This window comes from Bradyrhizobium sp. USDA 4506 (assembly GCF_054058795.1).
On sequence record NZ_JBSSBM010000002.1, the window covers coordinates 7,249,570 to 7,265,651 of the forward strand.

A 16,082-nucleotide genomic window follows, 5' to 3' on the forward strand; every position below is an offset into this window, starting at 1 on the left:
ATCACTGCGCCAAATAGTCGAATTTTCGATTTGAATTGGACGACGACCCCCTGCGCGTCATCAATCGGTGCCCGGAGCATCCGGCTGCCAAAGGCCGGGCAGGGAGGTTTGGCATGGCGCGATCCGCCGACATCGATATCAACGCGGGCGCGCGCCTCGACAGGCTGCCGATCTGCGGATTCCACTGGCGCATCCTGGCCCTGATCGGCGCCGGCATGTTCCTCGACGCGTTCGATATTTATCTGGCCGGCGGCGTGCTGGGCGCCGTGCTCAAGGAAGGCTGGTCGACGCTCGAGCTCAACGCCGCATTCGTCTCCGCGACCTTCGTCGGGATGACGATCGGCGCGTGGTGCTCCGGCATCCTCGGCGATCGGTTCGGCCGCCGCTTCTCCTATCAGATGAACCTCGCGATCTTTGGCCTCGCCTCGATCGCCGCGGCCTTCGCGCCGAACATGATCGTCCTGATCGGCCTGCGTTTCATCATCGGCATTGGCCTCGGCGCAGAGATCGTGGTCGGCTACGCGACGTTGACGGAATTCGTGCCGGCTTCCTCGCGTGGGCGCTGGATCGGGCTGCTGGCCGTGATCACCAATTTCTCGCTGTTCGTCTCGTCGATGGTCGGCCTGTGGGTGATCCCGACGCTTGGATGGCGCTACATGTTCGGCCTTGTCGGTTGCCTTGCGATGGTCGTCTGGATTCTGCGCAAGTCGATGCCGGAATCGCCGCGCTGGCTCGCCGCCAACGGACGCGCCGATGAAGCCGAGAAGATCCTGTCGGCGATCGAAGTCGAGGCCGGGCGCAAGGCGACACTGCCTGCCGTCGCTGCCCGCGCGCCGGTGCAGGAGTCTCCCGGCGCGGTCTGGCGTCTGTTCCAGCCGCCGTATCTCGCGCGCACGCTGCTCGGCAGCCTGTTGCACATCGTCGTCGGGTTCAGCCTCTACGGGTTCATCGGCTGGCTGCCGACCTTCATGGTCAAGGGCGGCCACAGCGTGGTTTCCTCGCTGGGCTACACCACGGTGATGGCGCTGGGCGGCCCGGTCGGCTCGCTGATCGGGCTCGTGCTGGCGGACCGGCTCGGACGCAGGCTGTCGATCGTCTGTTCGTCGATTGCGGCAGCGGCGCTCGGTATCGCCTATCCATACATGCCTGATGGTGTTGCGCTCGCGGCCGTGGGCTTCCTGCTGATCACCGCAATCTACGTCATGCTGGCGACCGGGTTCGCGATGCACGTCCCCGAACTGTTCCCGACGCGGTATCGGCTTCGCGGCACGGCGATCTGCGCCACGTCCGGACGCATCGCGACCGCGCTGGTTCAATACGTCGTGGTTGCGATCTTCGCCTGGCAGGGGCTGACCGGCGTGCTGACGACCTTGGCCGGCATCCTCGTCTTCCAGGCCGTGGTCTTCCTCGTGTTCGGTTTCGAGACCAAGGGGCGTTCTTTAGAGGACGCATCGGCCGTCACGGACGCCGAGGCAGCACGTCAATCGCCCATGGCGCGGAGGCCGGCGGACCTCGGCGCCTAGTTCAGGTCGGAGCACGCCGCCCTGATCCGGTCGCGGAGCCAGCCGTTGGCGTTGCTCTGATCGTATCTGCGGTGCCAGTACAACATCCAGTCGAACGGCGCGGACTCGAACGGCAGTTCCTCCATCCTCAGATCGTCGTCCATCAGCACGGTCGCGAGGTGCCTCGGCATCACCGCGAGCAGATCGCTCTTCTTCAAGACGTGAGGCACGACCAGCCAATGCGGCACGTTCAGGGCAATGCGTCTTCGATGGCCGCGTTCGGCGAGCACGTCGTCGACGAAGCGAAGATCGGTCGGGCTCATCGAGACCTTCATGTGCTCCTGCGCGATGAAGCGCTCAAAGGTCAGCCGTGCGCGCTTGATCTGGTGTCCGCGTCGCATCAGGCAGACCATGCGGTCGCGCAGCAGCGTCTCGGAACGGATCGATGCGGAATGCTCGAGCCCCATGCTCACCGCGACGTCGATCTCGTCCCGCTCCAGCGCATCGATCGTCAGGGCGGGCGGCAGATGGATCGTGTTGTAGGAGATCCGCCCCTCCGGCGGCCGTGCTGCGGCGAGCCGCGGCAGCAGCAGGCACGCGAGAATGTCCGACATCCTGATCGTGAAGGTGCGTTCCGTCCTGTCTGGATCGAAGCCGGCGTCGCTCGCCATCACGCGCTCGACTTGGCGCAGAACCTGGCGCAGCGGCTCCGCCAGTTCGGTGGCGCGGGGCGTGGGCTTCATCCCGGTCGTGGTCCGCACCAGGAGCTCGTCCTTGAACATCGCGCGCAACCGGTTGAGCGCATTGCTCATCGCGGGTTGGCTGAGGCCGACGCGGTCTGCCGCCTTGGTGACGTGACGCTCGGTCAGCAGTGCGTCCAGCGCGACGAGCAGATTGAGGTCGATGGATCGAAGGTTCATCCATCATTCATATCGTGAATGATGGGAGATAACAAATCCATTTCATCCATGATGGCGCGGCGCGTATCAATCGATCAGGACCAAGGAGGCATCAATGAGCTTTGAGACGATCAAGCGCGACGTGAAGATCTGCATGTTCGACCAGTACGGCACGGTCGTCGACATGCAGGGCGGCCTGACCAGGATCGCGGCGCCGTTCCTCGAGAAGAAGGGCTGGAAGGGCGATCCGAATTCCTTCGTCACGTGGTGGCGTCGCACGCATTTCGAGAACTCGATGATCGATGCGCTGCTGGATCGCGAGCACACGCCCTATCGCGAGATCGGGCACCGCGCGGTTGCTCACGTCATGGACCGCGCGAAGATCGACTATACGATGGACGATGTGCGCTACCTCGTGGGCGAGATCGAGAAGCTGTTGCCGTTTCCAGAGGTGCCGGACGCACTCGCGCGGCTGCAACGCAAGTACAAGCTGGTGGTGCTCTCGAACGGCGATCCGGACATGCTCGAGACCGCGAAGCAGTACCACAAGGTCCCGTTCGATCGCGTGATCTCGGTGGCCGAAGCCAATTCGTTCAAGCCGCATGTCGCGACCTATACCAAAGCGGCCGAGAGCATGGGCGTGAAGCCCGCGCAGGTACTGTTCGTGGCCAATCATGCCTTCGACTGCATCGGCGCCAAGTCCGCCGGCATGCGGACGGCTTTCATCGATCGGCGCAGCCGCCCGTTCGGCATCACGCCGCATCAGCCCGATATCCTGGTGCCGTCGATGAAGGACCTCGCCGATGCGATCGTCTGATCGCGAGCCGCTGTCGGGCATCAGGGTCCTCGACCTCTGCCGGGTGGTCTCTGGCCCGTTTGCCACGATGCAGCTCGGCGATCTCGGCGCCGACATCGTCAAGATCGAGGATCCGCGACAGGGCGACGAGAGCCGCCGCTACGGGCCGCCGTTCATCGGCGGCGAGAGTGCGTATTTTCTGTCGGTGAACCGCAACAAGCGAAGTTGCGCCGTCGATCTGAAGTCGCCGGCCGGGCGCGACGCGGTGCTCGATCTTGCATCCGTCGCCGATGTCGTCATCGAGAACTTCCGCCCCGGTACCCTGGACAAATGGGGGCTCGGCTTCGACGCGCTGCGCGCCCGCAAGGCCGACATCATCCTGTGCAGCATCTCGGGATTCGGTCGCACCGGCGCCGACGCCGCGCGGCCCGGCTACGATCTGATCCTTCAAGGCGAATCCGGCGTGATGGACATCACCGGCGATCCGGACGGACCGCCGACCAAGGTCGGCACGTCGATCGCCGACCTAGTCACGGGCCTCTATGCGTCGCATTCGGTGCTGGCCGCCCTGATGCGCAAGAGCCGCACCGGCGAGGGCGGCCGGGTCGACGTCTCCATGCTCGACGCCATGGCATCGCTGCTGACGTTCAACGCCGGCATGTACTTCGCCTCGGGACAAAGCCCGAAGCGCCGCGGCAATGTCCATCCGACCATCAGCCCGTATGAACCGTTCGAGGCGAGTGACGGCTGGATCAATGTCGGGGTCGCGAACGACAAGTTCTGGGCGGCGTTTTGCGGCGTCGTCGGCCGTCGGGAGCTGCGCGAAGACATCCGCTTCGCAACCGCTCCGAACCGCGCGGCGAGCCGAAACGAGCTCGTCGCGATCCTTTCGCCGATCTTCGCGCGGAGGAGTCGTGCCGACTGGCTGCAGGCGCTCGGCGCGGCGGGCATTCCGTGCGGCGCGATCAAGTCGGTCGGCGAGGTCTGCGAAACGCCTCAACTCACGCAGCGCGGAATGGTCCAGACCATCAGCCATCCGGCCGCGGGAGATGTGAAGTTCATCGCGAGGCCGACGCGGTTCGGCGACGAACCGCCGCCACCTTCCACGCCGCCGCCGATGCTCGGCGAACACACAAGCGAGGTGTTTGCGGAATGGCTCGGCTGGAGCGACGATCAGTTCGGGAGTTTTGCCGCCGAGGGCGCATTCGGCGACTTTGGACGGACGTTCGTGCGATCGTCGATGTGAGGTCACTGGCATTGCCAGGATCGATATCCGGTTTCATACTCTGGCATAGGCCGGAGCCGGCCAGCTAACCTGACGGCGCGGCCAACCCGGAGAATACAAGAGACAATACCGGGTTTCTGAGCGGCGGAGAGACGGCGATGTCGTTTCGTCTCGCATTTGCCTTTGTGTCGATAGCGGCGCTGCTGGTTGATTCGACTGACGCCGTGTCGCAGGACATGCTGCGGAGTGTCGACCTCAACAGTCCGGAAATGACGGCGTCGGAGATGACGCGCGCCGAGGTCGATGCGCTCCTCAAGTCGATCCCTCAAGGGGACGGACGCACTGCAGATTTGGATGGAAAGCGACTGTCGCACCTCGATCTCTCGGGCCTCGACTTCTCCGGCGGCAACCTTCATCTCGTAAAGCTCAACCAGACCAATCTGAAAGGCGCCCGCTTCGATCGGGCTATCTTGAACCAGGCCTGGCTGATCGACGCAGACTTGACGGGGGCGTCCCTCGTCAAGGCATCGCTGCTCGGCACGCAGATGCAACGCGCCAAGCTTGGCAGCGCCGACTTGAGCGGCGCTCGGATAACCGCCGATCTTTCCGGTGCCAGCCTGATCGGGGCCAGGCTTGCGGGCGCCGATCTGAGCGCTGATATGCGCAACCAATCGATGGGCCTGATGCGTGGCGTGCTCAAATCCGCCGATCTGCGGAACGCGGATTTAAGCGGCGCCAATCTCTCGCGCGCCGATCTCGAATTTGCGCAACTGCAGAATGCCAATTTGGCGAACTGCAGCCTCCATAGAGCTGACCTTGCGGGAGCCGACCTATCCGACGCCAATGTCGCCGGCGCAGATTTCACCGAGGCCGACCTTGCGTCGGCCCTGTTGCCGAGCGCGGCGGCGCTGGCCGAGGCCCGCAATCTGGACAAGGCCCGGAACTTGAATTTGGCGCGGCGCCCCCGTTAGGGATCGAATTGCAGTGTCCTGCGACAAGACCTATGTTCTGTCTTGAGAACCACGCAGCCGCTCATCGTGCGGCGGGCAGGACCACGGTGGATGGTTGCATGTCGCACCGGAGGTGACGTCATGACCATTTCTCCCAAACTGCACAATTATCTCGCTGCAGAAAACATCGAGTACGACGAAATCCCGCACGTACTGACGATGTCGTCAGCCCTTACCGCCCAGGCTTGTCACGTCTCGGGCGATCGCTTGGCCAAGGCCATTGTGCTGCGCCGCAACGACGGGTACCTGCTCGCCGTGCTGCCGGCATCGCATCACCTCAGGCTGGCGGATCTCAGGGCGAGATTCGGTGACGATATCGCCATGGCCGCTGAAGGCGAGATCGATCGGCTGTTCACGGACTGTGCGCACGGGGCGGTTCCCGCCGCCGGTAGCTGCTACGGGCTCGACGTTATCGTTGATGACAGCATCCGGATGCAGCCCGAGATCTATATCGAAGCCGGCGATCATGAGACGTTGCTTCATCTCGGTCGTGCGCAATTCGCACGCCTGACCGCCGGTTCCCTGCATGGCAGCTTCAGTGCGCATGACTGAGGCGGCGTGACAGCGGGACCATCTATCTGTGCGCCCCGACTGGAGCATGATCCGGAGGGGTGCGAAGCGGCTCTTCCCCGAGACAAGGGAGGAACGCGCTTGCGCGGAGATCATGCTCAAGCAAGGGGCTCGAGCGCGATAACGCTTCGACCCGGTTTCATCGTGCCTTAAGGTGCAGCACGCATGCAGTCGCGCCAGCTCTGTTGTATAATTGCGAGCGAGGGGGTGCTGCCTTGGACGGGAGGTCCTCCATGAAAGTCAAGGACGTGATGCACAAGGGCGTCGATTGGGTGAGCCCCGACACGCCAATCACCGAAATCGCGAAATTGATGCAAGGGCACGACATCGGCTGCATTCCGATCGGGCAAGACGATCGTCTGATCGGGATGGTGACGGATCGCGACCTCGTCTGCAAAGGTCTCGCGAGCAAGGACTTCAACTCTGCGCGCACCACAGCGCGGGATGTGATGACCGAAGGCATCCACTGCTGCCGGGAAGACGACGATCTGACGAAAGCTATACATCACATGGAAACGCTGAAGATTCGCAGACTGCCTGTGATCAACAAGAGCAAGCGGATGGTTGGCATGATCAGCCTGGGCGATGTAGGCCACTTTGCCGGTGCCGATCTCTTGTCCCAATGCATGAAGAGCGTGTCGGCTCATCATTGAGGCGAGGCCGGTCTGCGGGAAGCTGGCAGACCGGCCAGTATCGTGGTCAACCGGGAAGGCAACCGGTGCCGGCTGTCTCGCAGGCATCGGCCCGAAGCTGGACGGCGATCGGCACAGTTCGATCTCCATCCGATCTGTCGAGGGGCGGATCGCACGACGATCCGCCCGACATCTCGTTATCGCCCGGTCGATCAACCGAGGTGATGAACCTTCTGCAAGCCGTAGACCGGGGTTGGGATGCCTTCCATCCGCGCCTTCAGTTGCAGCGCCAGATACTGGGAGTAATGCCGCGACTGGTGCAGGTTGCCGCCATGGAACCACAGCGCTTGCTGCTGGGTCGGCTTCCACATGTTGCGCTGCTCGCCCTCCCACGGGCCGGGGTCCTTGGTGGTCTCGGATCCAAGACCCCAGACCTTTCCGACCTTGTCGGCGACGTCCTTCGAGATCAGGTCGGCGGCCCAACCGTTCATCGAGCCATAGCCGGTGGCATAGACGACGAGATCGGCGGGGAGTTCGGTCCCGTCCACGAACCTGACGCCGGTTTCGGTCAGTTCCCGCACCGCAGCGCCCTTGCCGCTCTTGAGCTTGATCGAACCGTCGATCACGAGATCGCAGGCGCCGACGTCGATATAATAGCCCGAACCGCGGCGCAGGTACTTCATGAACAGGCCGGAGCCGTCGTCGCCCCAATCATGCATGAAGCCGACTTTCTCCAGCGCGGCGTAGAAATCCTTGTCGCGCTCGCGCATCTGCTCGTAGAGCGGGATCTGGAATTCGTGCATGATCTTGTAGGGCAACGAGGCGAAGATCAAATCGGCCTTGCGCGTGGTCATCCCGCTCGCCACCGCCTGCTCCGAATAGAGCGCGCCGAGCCCGATATCCATCAGCGTGTCGGATTTCACGATATGCGTGGACGAGCGCTGCACCATGGTGACGTCGGCGCCACCTTCCCATAGCGCCGCGCAAATATCGTGGGCGGAGTTGTTGGAGCCGATCACCACCACCTTCTTGCCGCGATATTTCTCCGGCCCCGGGTGGGTCGAGGAATGCTGCTGCTCACCCTTGAAGATGTCCTGCCCCCTGTAGGTGGGCCAGTTCGCCTTGCCCGACATGCCGGTCGCCAGCACGAGCTGCTTCGGCTTGAGCTTGATCTCCTTGCCGTCGCGCTTGACCACGACGGTCCATTCCCCGGCCTTCTCGTCATACTTGGCTGACTTCGCCGTGGTCGAGCTCCAGTAGTTGAGCTCCATCACCTTCGTGTACATCTCCAACCAGTCGCCGATCTTGTCCTTCGGCGCAAACACCGGCCAGTTCTTCGGGAAGTCGATATAAGGCAGATGGTCGTACCAGACCGGATCGTGCAGGCAGAGCGACTTGTATCGCTTGCGCCAGGAATCGCCGGCGCGTTCGTTCTTCTCGATGATGATGGTCGGCACGTTCAGTTGCCGCAGCCGCGCGCCAAGCGCGATGCCGCCCTGCCCACCGCCGATGATCAGCGCATAGGGTTGTTTTGCATGACCCAGTTCGGTGATTTCCTGGTCGCGTTCCTCGCGCCAGCTCTTACGGTCCTTGCCATGACCGTGCTTGGCGCCGAGCGGACGGGTGAAGCCGGACTTCTCCTCATGTCCCTTGAGCTCGGCCATGGTGGTGAGCAAGGTCCAGATGCGTCCATCCTTCATGCGCAGGTGACCATAGCCGCGCGCGACATCGGTCTCGAACTCGATCCAGCTCTCGATGATGCCGCCGGCTTCGCTCGCAACTTCGCCATCGGCAATGCGCCATCCCGACGGTTTGCTGTCCGCAAGCCGCGCCTTCAGCATGTCGCGGATCTGATCCTTGCCTTCCATGGTCTTGATGTTCCAGGTGAAGGTGACCAGATCGCGCCAGTAGCAATTGGTCTGGAACAGCGCGATCGCGCGTTCGATGTCGCCCGACGACAATGCGACGTTGAACTCGTCGAGCAGCGCGGTGATCTTTCCGTCCGGGGCCTTCGTGAGCATGGTTTCATTCTCCCATATGCCGGCGTCGATCGCCTTTGCGTCGTGGGTCCGGCGCGTTTGTTAGCGAGGTCGAATCTTGCCTCGACCACCATGTCAGCAAGCCTCATGCCATTGCGGCGCATCTCGAAAAACGCTCGGCATTTCCTCGCGTTAGCTGTCGGCGCCAGGCCGCTTCACTTGTTGCGTCATGCAACAGGTGTTGCACGCAACAAACTTGATCGGCGGCACAATCCGAGTGACACTCGACGCAACAACGTGCGGGGAAACATCCAGGAGCATCAGCCGTGACGACGGAGCGGGCTGCGCACATCGACGAGCTGGTTCGCGTTGCGGACGGCCAGAGCAGCGCGCGTGACGCAATCATCCATCAGTCGTGGGTGCGATGCGTCTCCGAACACAAGCTCGATCCGTTGGTGCTGCGCGACGCTCATATCGTAACGTCCGGGCGGCTGCGCGAGCATCGCGACGCCATGGACGAGTTCCTGCACACGGCGCGCTTCGGCGTCGAGATGCTGTATCGTCAGATCGCCGGACTCGGCTATGTGCTGCTGCTCACCGATGCCAGGGGCATCACGGTGGATTTCATCGGCGACCCGACATTCAACAACACGCTTCGCAGGGCCGGCCTCTATCTCGGCGCCGACTGGAACGAGCCGCATGCCGGCACTTGCGCAGTCGGCACCTGCATCGCGACCGAAGAAGCCCTGACGGTGCATCAATCCGACCATTTCGACGCCACCCATATTCCGCTGACCTGCACGGCCGCGCCGGTCTTCGATCCCAGCGGCAAGCTCGCTGCGGTCTTGGATATCTCCGCGCTGCGCTCGCCGGAACCGAAGGCCAGCCAGTTCCTGGCGCTGCAACTGGTCAAGTCGTTCGCCCACAAGATCGAGAATGCGAACCTGTTGAACCGTTTCCGGCAGGAATGGATCATCAAGCTGTCCGGCTCCGCGGAATTCGCCGATGTCGATCCGGACTATGTGATGGCCGTCGATAGCAGCGGCCACATCATCGGTTTCAACAATCGGGCAAGGCAGCTGCTCGCCCGCGAACTGGCCAAGCGTCCGGACCTTCGCCTGCGGGCCGACGGCTTCGGCGTGTCCGACATCTTTGAATGCACCATCGACGATCTGCCGCGCTTCGCCCACTCGCGGCCCACCGGCCAACGCACGCTGCGGCTTGCCAATAGCGGCGCGACGCTGTTCGCGCAGACCTTGCCGCCCCCGAACAAGCTGGCGGCACCGGCCTCCTCCCGCAGCGAGTCGGCGCTTCCGGCGCCGTTACGCAACCTGTTCCGCGGCGATCCCGCCATGCATCACGTGATGACGCGCGCCGCCAAGCTCATCAACACCCAGATGGGCTTGCTCATCACCGGCGAAACCGGCACCGGCAAGGAGCACCTGACGAAGGCGCTGCATTCGGTCAGTGCGCGGGCAGGCAGGCCGTTCGTCGCGGTCAACTGCGCCGCGCTGCCGGAAAGCCTGATCGAGAGCGAGCTGTTCGGCCACGAGGCGGGCGCCTTCACCGGAGCGGCGGCCAAGGGCAAGAAGGGTCTCGTGCTCGAAGCCGACGGCGGCACCCTGTTCCTTGACGAGATCGGCGACATGCCGATCTCGTCGCAGACGCGCCTGTTGCGCGTGCTCGCCGAGCGCGAGGTGACACCGGTCGGCCGCACCCGGCCGGTCCCGCTCAATGTCCGCGTCATCGCTGCCACCCATCGCGACCTCGTCGCGCTGGTGAAGGCGGGGCAGTTCCGCGAGGATCTCTATTTCCGCCTCAACGGCGCGGTGCTTGCGCTGCCTCCGCTGCGTCAGCGGACCGATATCGAGTGGCTGATCGATCAATCCCTGCATCGGCTTTCGACGGAGCACAAGGCCAACTATGCACTGACGGCACGCGCGCGCAGCGCGCTGCTCAAGTACCAATGGCCTGGCAATATCCGCGAGCTGATCAACGCGCTCGATCATGGCTGCGCGCTGGCGAACGACGGCACGATCGATCTTGCCGATCTGCCGGACCGGATCGCTCATCCCCTGGGTCAGGACAGCTCCGGAAAGCCGGCACGTGGCAGAGCGGCGACGTCGCGGCAAGCCGATGCGCTACTTGCGGCGTTGCGCAACAATCGCTGGAACGTCTCGCAGGTGGCGCGCGAACGCGGCGTCGATCGCTCGACCATCCATCGCCAGATTCTCCGCTTCGGCATCACGATGCCGAAAGACCTGACCTGAGCGCAGGCGTTGCCCGCCGTCGCTGACCGCCACCGTCAGATACGACATCCCTGCCGAACAGCGGCGCGAACCCATACATAATTGAAATTGCATGTGATTTTTCCTGCCGCAGGCGTTCGGCCGCCGTCGGCCGACTTCGGCCCACCCGCTTTCGCAAGCGAAATTCAGCACGCCTCACGACAGCGTGCGCCGTTCGCTGCGGGATCGTAGTATTGTCGTCGGCAGCCGTCGAAGCTAGGATTTCGCGTAGCATTCGATCGCGACGCACGAAGAGATGCACTCCAGAATCAAGCGGATGGTCGCGGCTGCGATCGGACGGCACGGCAAATGGAGGACATTATGGCGTGGCGTGACGACAAGGCCCGGGCAGCCCTGATCCGCGATGCAGCGGGCAGCGTGCCAGCGGGCAAGAGCCCCCGGGCCTTTGCCGAGCCGTTGTTCGGCTACACCAATATCGAGGATCTCGCCAATTACGATGCCGCCTCGCTTGCCCTGCTGGCGGAGCAGGCCTGGGAGCACGTGCAGCGGCGCACGGCCGGCAGCGCCGATATCCGCGTCGTCAATCCGACGTTGCCGAACGGACGCGAGATTTCCGTGCTCGAAATTCTCAACGACAACATGCCTTTCCTGTTCGATTCCACCATGGCGGAGCTCGCCGAGCAGGGCCTCGAGGTCACCCTGGTCGCTCACCCGATCATCGCGGTGGAGCGCGACGATGGAGGCAAGCTGCTGCGATTCTACGGGGAAGCATTGCCGGACGGAGCAAAGGGCGCGCGCGAAAGCCTGATTCATCTCCACATCACCCGCCTGGACGCGGATTCCGATCGCCAGAAGCTGATCGACGGCCTGACCAGGACGTTGAACAATGTCCGCGCCTGCGTTGCCGACTGGCGCGTCATGCGTGACAGTGTCGAGGAAGCGATCAAGACGTTCTCTTCCAATCCGCCGCCGCTGCCGATCGACGAACTCGCCGAAGCGAATCAGTTCCTGCAATGGCTCTGCGCGGACAATTTCACCTTCCTCGGCGTGCGCAAATATCGCTTCTCGCCCGACAGCGACGCGTCGGACGACATTACAACCGGCGAAGGCCTCGGCATCCTGCGCGATCCGGACGTGAAGGTCCTGCGCCGCGGCAGCGAAATGGTGGTGATGACGCCGGAAATCCGCGAGTTCATGCACGAGCCGACCCTGCTGATCGTCATCAAGGCCAATGTCTCCAGCCGCGTCCATCGCCGCACCCGGATGGATTATGTGGGCATCAAACTCTACTCGCCCGACGGCCGGCTCGAAGGCGAGTTGCGCGTCGTCGGCCTTTTCACCTCGGGCGCCTATACTCGCTCGGTACGGCAGATCCCTTATGTCCGCCACAAGGTTTCGCGGGTGCTGCAGCGCGCGGGCTTCGACCCGAACGGTCATTCCGGCAAGGCGCTGATGCATATTCTCGAAGATTATCCGCGCGACGAGCTGTTCCAGATCGATGTCGACACGCTCTACAACTTCGTCATCGAGATCCTGATCCTCTACGAGCGTCCGCGCGTCCGGGCGCTGCCGCGGGTCGACAAGTTCGATCGCTTTGTCTCCATCCTCACCTTCATTCCGCGCGACAAATACGACACCGACGTCCGCACGCGCGTCGGAGCCTTTTTGGCGCAGGCCTACAAAGGGAAGCTGTCCGCCTCCTACGTGTCATTCCCGGAAGGGGCGCTTGCGCGCGTCCACTTCATCATCGGGCGCTATGAAGGCAAAACGCCCGTCGTCGACCGCGCCTTGCTCGAAGCCGGGATCAGCGCCATTGCCGCGACCTGGGCCGACAAGCTGAAGGCCGCGCTCACCGCGTCGACCGATGGCATGCGGGCGCGTATGCTCACCAACCGATATGCCCAGGCCTTCAGCGGCGGCTATACCGAGGTGTTCGGCGCGGAACAGGCGATCGCCGATATCACGACCGTCGAAAAGCTGACGCCGGCCCGTCCGGTAACGATTTCGGTTTACCGCATCGAAGGCGACGATCCGAGGCGCTTCGGCCTTAAGGTGTTTTCGGACGCCGTACCGCTGTCGTTGTCCTACCGCGTGCCGGTGATCGAAAATCACGGCCTGCGCGTGGTCAACGAACGCACCTATCAGGTCGTGCCCGGTACCAGGCCTGCGCCGGTATGGCTGCACGACATGACGATCGAGACCAGTGACGGCCAGCCCATCGAGATCAACCCGGAATTCAGCCATCGCCTGGAAGCCTCGATCATGGCCGTGGTGACCGATCGCGCCGAATCCGACGGATATAATGGCCTGATCCTGCGCACCGCCCTAAGTTGGCGGGAAGTCTCGACCATTCGGGCGCTGTCGCGTTATTTGCACCAGATCCGCGCTCCGTTCACTCAGGATTACATGTGGGAGACCTTGCGCAAGAACGCCGCGATTACGGCCAGCCTGGTCGCGATGTTCCAGACCCGCCTCGATCCGCGCCTCGCCTTGACGGACGCCGAGCGCGCGGCGCGCGAGGCGGCTTTGCTTGCCGAGGTCGAGGAACAGCTCAAATCCGTCGCCTCGCTCGATGAAGACCGCATCCTGCGCCGCTTCACCAATCTGGTGCAGGCTACCGTTCGCACCAATCTGTGGCAGATCGGCGAGGATGGACACCCGCGTCCGGTGATCTCCTTCAAGTTCGAGGCGCGCCGGATCGACGACTTGCCCGCTCCACGACCGCTCTACGAGATCTTCGTCTATTCCCCTCGTGTCGAAGGTATCCACCTGCGCTTCGGCAAGGTTGCGCGCGGTGGCTTGCGCTGGTCCGACCGGCCGCAGGATTTCCGCACCGAGATCCTCGGCCTGGTGAAAGCGCAGCAGGTCAAGAACGCCGTGATCGTGCCGGTCGGAGCCAAGGGCGGCTTCGTGCCCAAGCGCCTGCCGCCGCCTTCCAAGCGCGACGCCTGGCTCGCGGAGGGCACCGAAAGCTATCGCATCTTCGTTCGCTCGCTGCTCGAACTCACCGACAATCTCGACGGCGACATCGTCGTGCCGCCTGAATCCACCGTGCGCCACGACGGCGACGACCCCTACCTCGTCGTCGCCGCCGACAAGGGCACCGCCACCTTCTCCGACGTCGCCAACGCGATCTCGGCCGAGAAGAACCATTGGCTCGGCGATGCCTTCGCATCCGGCGGCAGCCAGGGTTACGATCACAAGAAGATGGGGATCACGGCGCGCGGCGCCTGGACGGCGGTCAAGCGCCACTTCCGCGAGCTCGGCACCGACATCCAGACCATGCCGTTCACCGCGGTCGGCGTCGGCGACATGTCGGGCGACGTTTTCGGCAATGGCATGCTGCTCTCGCCGGCGACAAGGCTTGTGGCGGCTTTCGATCATCGCGACATCTTCATCGATCCTTCGCCCGATCCATCGACCAGCTTCGCCGAGCGCAAGCGCCTGTTCGATCTGCCGCGATCGAGCTGGCAGGACTACAACAAGTCGCTGATCTCGCAGGGCGGCGGCGTGTTCTCGCGCTCGCTCAAGGCGATCCCGCTTGCGCCGGAGGTGCGCACGCTGCTCGATCTCGACAAGCCGCAAGCCACGCCTTTCGAGGTGATGACGGCGATCCTGAAGGCTCGCGCGGACCTGCTGTGGTTTGGCGGCATCGGCACCTATGTCCGCTCCTCCGGGGAAAGCGACGATCAGGTCGGGGACCGCGCCAACGATCCGATCCGCATCGCGGGTGGCGACGTGCGCGCCCGGGTGATCGGCGAAGGGGCCAACCTCGGCGTTACCCAGCGCGGCCGCATCGAAGCGGCGCAGAAGGGCGTCAGGCTCAACACCGACGCCATCGACAATTCGGCCGGCGTGAACACGTCCGACGTCGAGGTCAACATCAAGATCGCGCTGGCGCGTCCCGAACGCGAGGGACGCCTCAGTCCCACTGACCGCAACAGCCTGCTTGCCGCGATGACCGACGAGGTCGGCGTGCTGGTGCTGCGCAACAACTACCTGCAGACGCTGGCGCTCTCGCTGGCCGAGCGCAAGGGTGTGGCAGAGACCGGTTTCCTCACCCGCCTGATGCAGTCGCTCGAACAGCGCGGCTTGCTCAGCCGCGCTGTGGAGTTCTTGCCCGACGACGCCGCGCTCACCGAGCGCACACGGCGCGGCCAGTCGCTCGCGCGGCCCGAGCTTGCCGTGCTGCTCGCCTACGCCAAGCTGACCCTCTACGATGACCTGCTCGTCACCAGCGTGCCCGATGACCCCTATCTTGCCCGCGAACTATCCCAGTATTTTCCGCGCGAGGTTCAGGACAAATTCCCGACCGCGGCCGGATTGCATCGCCTGCGGCGGGAGATCATCGCGACCAGTCTCGCCAATGCGGTGATCAATCGCGGCGGCCCGGCCTGCGTCGTGCGCCTGATCGACGAGACCGACGCCGATATCCCGACCATCGTCATGGCCTATGTGGCGGTCGATGAATGCTTCGGCCTGAAGTGGCTCAATGACGCGATCGACGCGCTCGACGCCTGCATCGACGGGCAGCTGCAGCTGTCCCTCTACGCTTCGGTGCAGGACCTCCTGCTCTCCCGCATGGTCTGGTACGTGCGCAATGTCGATTTCAAGGACGGGCTGGAGGCCGTCGTCGCGCGCTTCGGCCCGGCGATCCGCCAGATCGTCGCCGGGCTCGACACTGCCTTGCCGCCGGACTTGCAAGCCGCGCGCGTCAAGCGGCGGCAGGAACTCGCCGACGCCGGTGTCCCGGCCGGCCTCGCCGGAGAGCTCGCCGATCTTGATGCTTTGGTCTCGGCTCCCGACATCGTGACGGTTGCCGAGCGCACCACGCGCCCCATCGGCGATGCCGCCGCAACCTTCTACGCTGCCGAGGCGAATTTCCGTCTCGATCGCATCATCGCCGCCGCACGCAGTGTGCCGGCCAACGATTATTTCGAACGCATGGCCATCGATCGCGCCGTCGAGCAGATCGCCGGCGCCGAAAGGAGACTGGCCGCCGATATGCTGGCAACCGGCCAGTCTGGCCAGCAGGCCGTCGAGACCTGGCTCGCGGCTCACCCCGAGGCGACGCGTATCCGCCGCTCGGTCGAGGAGATCGCTGCCAGCGGCCTGACCCTCGCCAAGCTGACGGTGGCGGCGAACCTGCTGGGGGACCTGGTCAAGGCCTGAGGGCGTGCGAGGCCGCGATGTGAGAAGCGCAATGCTGGCGCAGGTAGT

At 63.9% G+C, this 16,082-nt stretch carries 10 protein-coding genes; 8 read left to right on the forward strand and 2 right to left on the reverse strand.

The features are described from left to right. Positions 1 to 113 precede the first annotated feature (113 nt). Positions 114 to 1,523, forward strand: coding sequence for an MFS transporter (locus ACVIHF_RS36265; RefSeq protein ID WP_456793391.1), 1,410 nt, complete (start codon positions 114 to 116; stop codon positions 1,521 to 1,523). Here ACVIHF_RS36265 and ACVIHF_RS36270 read toward each other — a convergent pair. After that, positions 1,520 to 2,422: a LysR family transcriptional regulator gene (locus ACVIHF_RS36270; RefSeq protein WP_456793392.1), complete on the reverse strand. Its 903-nt coding sequence runs from the start codon at positions 2,420 to 2,422 to the stop codon at positions 1,520 to 1,522. The genes ACVIHF_RS36265 and ACVIHF_RS36270 overlap by 4 nt on opposite strands. A gap of 94 nt (positions 2,423 to 2,516) precedes the next feature. Between ACVIHF_RS36270 and ACVIHF_RS36275 the strand changes: the two genes are divergently transcribed. The 5 genes from ACVIHF_RS36275 to ACVIHF_RS36295 all read left to right on the forward strand — a co-directional run bounded on the left by ACVIHF_RS36275 (position 2,517) and on the right by ACVIHF_RS36295 (position 6,655). Continuing rightward, positions 2,517 to 3,218 carry a haloacid dehalogenase type II gene (locus ACVIHF_RS36275; RefSeq protein ID WP_310882185.1) on the forward strand — a complete coding sequence of 234 codons (702 nt, stop codon included), beginning with the start codon at positions 2,517 to 2,519 and terminating at the stop codon, positions 3,216 to 3,218. Further along, on the forward strand, positions 3,205 to 4,443 hold the full coding sequence (locus ACVIHF_RS36280; RefSeq protein ID WP_456793393.1) for a CaiB/BaiF CoA transferase family protein: 1,239 nt from the start codon (positions 3,205 to 3,207) through the stop codon (positions 4,441 to 4,443). The genes ACVIHF_RS36275 and ACVIHF_RS36280 overlap by 14 nt, the downstream gene beginning before the upstream one ends. Before the next feature lie 137 nt (positions 4,444 to 4,580). After that, entirely contained in the window at positions 4,581 to 5,393 is an 813-nt protein-coding gene (locus tag ACVIHF_RS36285; protein WP_456793394.1) for a pentapeptide repeat-containing protein, read from the forward strand. 120 nt (positions 5,394 to 5,513) lie between these two features. After that, positions 5,514 to 5,984 (forward strand): aminoacyl-tRNA deacylase, encoded by a 471-nt coding sequence (locus ACVIHF_RS36290; protein WP_176937234.1) that lies wholly within the window; start codon positions 5,514 to 5,516, stop codon positions 5,982 to 5,984. A 251-nt stretch (positions 5,985 to 6,235) separates the two neighbouring features. Beyond that, positions 6,236 to 6,655, forward strand: a complete 420-nt coding sequence (locus tag ACVIHF_RS36295; RefSeq protein WP_057015376.1) for a CBS domain-containing protein — start codon at positions 6,236 to 6,238, stop codon at positions 6,653 to 6,655. Positions 6,656 to 6,846: 191 nt separating this feature from the next. Here ACVIHF_RS36295 and ACVIHF_RS36300 read toward each other — a convergent pair whose 3' ends face one another. Further along, on the reverse strand, positions 6,847 to 8,655 hold the full coding sequence (locus ACVIHF_RS36300) for an NAD(P)/FAD-dependent oxidoreductase (protein ID WP_456793395.1): 1,809 nt from the start codon (positions 8,653 to 8,655) through the stop codon (positions 6,847 to 6,849). Between the two features lie 284 nt (positions 8,656 to 8,939). On the opposite strand from ACVIHF_RS36300, the gene ACVIHF_RS36305 reads away from it, so the two are divergent. Both ACVIHF_RS36305 and ACVIHF_RS36310 read left to right on the forward strand, forming a co-directional pair. Beyond that, a complete protein-coding gene (locus ACVIHF_RS36305; RefSeq protein ID WP_456793396.1) occupies positions 8,940 to 10,883 on the forward strand; it encodes a sigma-54-dependent Fis family transcriptional regulator in 1,944 nt (647 codons plus the stop codon). Positions 10,884 to 11,210: 327 nt separating this feature from the next. Further along, a complete protein-coding gene (locus ACVIHF_RS36310) occupies positions 11,211 to 16,034 on the forward strand; it encodes an NAD-glutamate dehydrogenase (RefSeq protein WP_456793397.1) in 4,824 nt (1,607 codons plus the stop codon). Positions 16,035 to 16,082 lie beyond the last annotated feature (48 nt).

Coding starts and splice junctions, on each gene's coding strand:
- ACVIHF_RS36265 (WP_456793391.1), top strand. CDS start 114: ATGGCGCGATCCGCCGACATCGATATCAACGCGGGCGCGCGCCTCGAC.
- ACVIHF_RS36270 (WP_456793392.1), bottom strand. CDS start 2,422: ATGAACCTTCGATCCATCGACCTCAATCTGCTCGTCGCGCTGGACGCA.
- ACVIHF_RS36275 (WP_310882185.1), top strand. CDS start 2,517: ATGAGCTTTGAGACGATCAAGCGCGACGTGAAGATCTGCATGTTCGAC.
- ACVIHF_RS36280 (WP_456793393.1), top strand. CDS start 3,205: ATGCGATCGTCTGATCGCGAGCCGCTGTCGGGCATCAGGGTCCTCGAC.
- ACVIHF_RS36285 (WP_456793394.1), top strand. CDS start 4,581: ATGTCGTTTCGTCTCGCATTTGCCTTTGTGTCGATAGCGGCGCTGCTG.
- ACVIHF_RS36290 (WP_176937234.1), top strand. CDS start 5,514: ATGACCATTTCTCCCAAACTGCACAATTATCTCGCTGCAGAAAACATC.
- ACVIHF_RS36295 (WP_057015376.1), top strand. CDS start 6,236: ATGAAAGTCAAGGACGTGATGCACAAGGGCGTCGATTGGGTGAGCCCC.
- ACVIHF_RS36300 (WP_456793395.1), bottom strand. CDS start 8,655: ATGCTCACGAAGGCCCCGGACGGAAAGATCACCGCGCTGCTCGACGAG.
- ACVIHF_RS36310 (WP_456793397.1), top strand. CDS start 11,211: ATGGAGGACATTATGGCGTGGCGTGACGACAAGGCCCGGGCAGCCCTG.